The following is a 3077-nucleotide window of genomic DNA, read 5'->3' on the forward strand; positions in this document are numbered from 1 at the left end:
ACGTCGCGACCCCGTACCGTCCGACGTCGCCGGCGGCGCGCCGACGCTCCAGGGTCTCGAAGGCCGCCTCCAGCGCGTCGTACACCGCCGCCCGAGACCGCGTCGCCAGCTGGGTCTCTGGGTTGTGCACGTAGTAGCAGTCGACCGCGCCGAGACCGAGCCGCTCCAGCGACCGGTCGAGCGACCAGGCCAGGTAGTCGGAAGCGATCGCGTGCGCGCCGTTCGCGAGATCGTCCGGGTCGACGATCCCCGGCTCGACGAAGCGCTCGCGGACGTACGCGCCGGGGTCGGCGGGACGCTCGCCGTCGAACGGGAGGAAGCCGCCCTTCGTCGCCACGACGACCGCCTCGCGATCGATGGGGGCGTCGCGGACCGCCTCGCCCACCACGCGCTCGGCGCGCCCGCACCGGTAGTTGACCGCGGTGTCGACGTGGTTCACGCCGGACCGTATCGCGAGCCCGATGGCCTCCCGGTAGGCGTCGTCGACGGCGGCGGTCGGTTCGCCGAGGTAGGTCCCGATCCCGATGCTGGAGGCGACGCCCGGCCCGAAGCGCCGGAAGTAGGTGCGCCCGAAGGCGTCGCCGAACGCGTCGCGGTAGTCCCAGAGGGCCTCGCGGGTCGCCATGGCGGGGATCGGTACGGCGCGGGTAAAAACCGCGCGTCGGCGCGGCGCCCGTCAGACGGCCGCACGACGCCGACGCAACGACTATACGGATTCCGGGAGCAGTGGGGGTAATGGCCTCGCTCACCGATCACCTGACGGATCTCGTCGAGGACGCCGACGCCGTGTTGTTGTTCTCGCCGACGAGCTCGTTTCACGACCGGTTCGCCGACGGCGAGACCGATATCGTCGTGGTCGCGCCGGACAACGACGTGGACGCGGAGCCGTTCGTCGAGCTCCCCCTCCCGTTCGACAACGTCCGCGACCGCATCCGGTTCGGGATCGAGGGCGCGATGGACGCCGACCTGGTCACCGAGGGCGACGAGGTCGTCTGCGTCGCGAGCGTCTTCGACGGCGACCCGGACGCGGTCGTCCGGGTCACCGTCGACGACACGGTCCACACCGGCATCTACGACCTGTTCGTCAACTCGCGGGCGGAGCCGAGCGTCATCCGGGACGTCTTCGAGGTCGCCATCGAGCTGGGCAAGAAGGGGCAGAAGGGGAAGCCCGTCGGCGCGCTGTTCGTGGTCGGCGACGCGGGGAAGGTAATGAACAAGTCGCGCCCGCTGAGCTACAACCCCTTCGAGAAGTCGCACGTCCACGTGGGCGACCCCATCGTCAACGTGATGTTGAAGGAGTTCTCGCGGCTCGACGGCGCCTTCGTCGTCTCCGACTCGGGGAAGATCGTCTCGGCGTACCGCTACCTCGAACCGGCCGCCGAGGGCGTCGACATCCCGAAGGGGCTCGGCGCGCGTCACATGGCCGGCGGGGCGATCACCCGAGACACGAACGCGACCGCGATCGTGCTCTCGGAGTCGGACGGACTCGTCCGAGCGTTCAAGGCCGGGCGGCTCGTCCTGGAGATCGACCCGGAGGAGTACTGACCCATGTCAGCGGTTCGCACCGCCCTGGTCGAGGCGCTCACCCGCGTTCCGGACCGGGTCTGGCTGACGCTGTTCGTGCTCGTCTTCGGACTGTTCGCCGCGTACGTCGTCGGCGTGGTGAACCGCCGCCTGCTGACGCGTGCGGGCGTCCCGGAGGTCATCGAGGGGACGGCCTTCGAGCGTACCGCCCGCGAGTTCGACACGTCGACGGTACAGATCCTGGCGCGGCTCTCCAGTTACTTCATCCTCGCCGTCACCGTCATCGTCGCGCTCACCGTCGCGGACGTCAACTACCTCGAACAGTTCTGGTCCGGCGTCGCGGCGTTTCTCCCCCGCGTGTTCGTCGCCGTCGTCGTGCTCATCGTCGGGATCGTCGTCGGCGACAAGGCGGAGCTGCTGGTCGCCGAGCGGCTCCGCGGGATCAAGCTCCCGGAGCTCGGCGTCCTGCCGACGCTCGTGAAGTACAGCGTCGTGTACGTCGCCGCGCTGATCGCGCTCGGTCAGGTGGGCGTGCAGACGCTCGCGCTGATCGTGTTGCTCGCGGCGTACGCGCTCGCGGTCGTGCTGTTCGCCGCGCTGGCGACGAAGGACCTCGTCGCCAGCGCCGCCGCCGGCGTCTTCCTCCTCCTCCGGCAGCCGTACGGGATCGGCGACGAGGTGCGCGTCGCCGGCGAGCGAGGGATCGTCCAGGAGGTCGACCTGTTCGTCACCCGCATCGAGGCCGACGGCGAGGAGCACGTGGTCCCGAACCACTCGGTGTTTCGCGACGGGATCGTCCTCATTCGGGAGTGACGCCCGGTTCGAACGCCTCGGCGCGGAGCCGGCCCGACCGAACCGTCCCCGTCCGCGGACGATTGAACTGCCTCCGCCCGCGGACGACTGAACCCAACACCCGATCGCCCCCGTCCACCGCAACCGTTAGGCGCGCCCGCGCCCTGGCCTCCGTAACCGTGGACGACGCGATCGAGTGGCTGCGAAACCGACCGTTCTACGAGGGACAGATCGCGGACCATCGCCGCCTCCCGGCGCGCGAGCCCGAATTCGGCGACGTCGACCTCGCGCCGCGGATGGCAGACGCGCTCGCGAAGGCGGGCATCGACCGCCTCTACCGCCACCAGACCGACGCGATCGAGGCAGTCCGCGGCGGCGACGACGTCGTCTTGGCTACCGAGACCGCGAGCGGGAAGTCGCTCGCGTACGCCGTGCCCGCCTTCGAGGCGGCGATGGACCACGTCGGTCGCACCCTCTATATCGGCCCGCAGAACGCGCTGATCGCGGACCAGGAGGCGTCGCTCTCGGAGCTCGCACGCGGGCTCGGCTTCGGGAGTCGGGTGTCCGTCGCCTCCTACACGGGACGGCTCTCACGGGCAGAGAAGCGGGACGTACGCGACCGCGAGCCGACCGTGCTGCTGTCGAACCCGGACATGCTCCACTACGCGCTGTTGCCCCACGCGGGGCGGCTCTGGGAGTGGTTCTTCGCCTCGCTGGAGTACGTCGTGATAGACGAGGTCCACAGCTACCGCGGCGTGTTC

General features: G+C 70.1%; 4 protein-coding genes. 3 read left to right on the top strand and 1 reads right to left on the bottom strand.

Translation table 11 applies throughout. From position 1 onward, the window contains the following. Positions 1-625: aldo/keto reductase (locus GJ633_RS15380; protein ID WP_197431374.1), on the bottom strand; the 625-nt coding region annotated here is incomplete at its 3' end. A gap of 110 nt (positions 626-735) precedes the next feature. Between GJ633_RS15380 and dacZ the strand changes: the two genes are divergently transcribed. The 3 genes from dacZ to GJ633_RS15395 form a co-directional block, all read left to right on the top strand. Next, positions 736-1545 (top strand): diadenylate cyclase DacZ, encoded by an 810-nt coding sequence (gene dacZ / locus GJ633_RS15385; protein WP_156589495.1) that lies wholly within the window; start codon positions 736-738, stop codon positions 1543-1545. Positions 1546-1548: 3 nt separating this feature from the next. After that, complete coding sequence (locus GJ633_RS15390; RefSeq protein WP_156589496.1) at positions 1549-2337, top strand: mechanosensitive ion channel family protein; 789 nt, start codon at positions 1549-1551, stop codon at positions 2335-2337. A 158-nt stretch (positions 2338-2495) separates the two neighbouring features. Continuing rightward, positions 2496-3077: DEAD/DEAH box helicase (locus tag GJ633_RS15395; protein ID WP_321169122.1), on the top strand; the 582-nt coding region annotated here is incomplete at its 3' end.

This window comes from Halorubrum sp. CBA1125 (genome assembly GCF_009742825.1).
Classification (GTDB): Archaea; Halobacteriota; Halobacteria; order Halobacteriales; family Haloferacaceae; genus Halorubrum.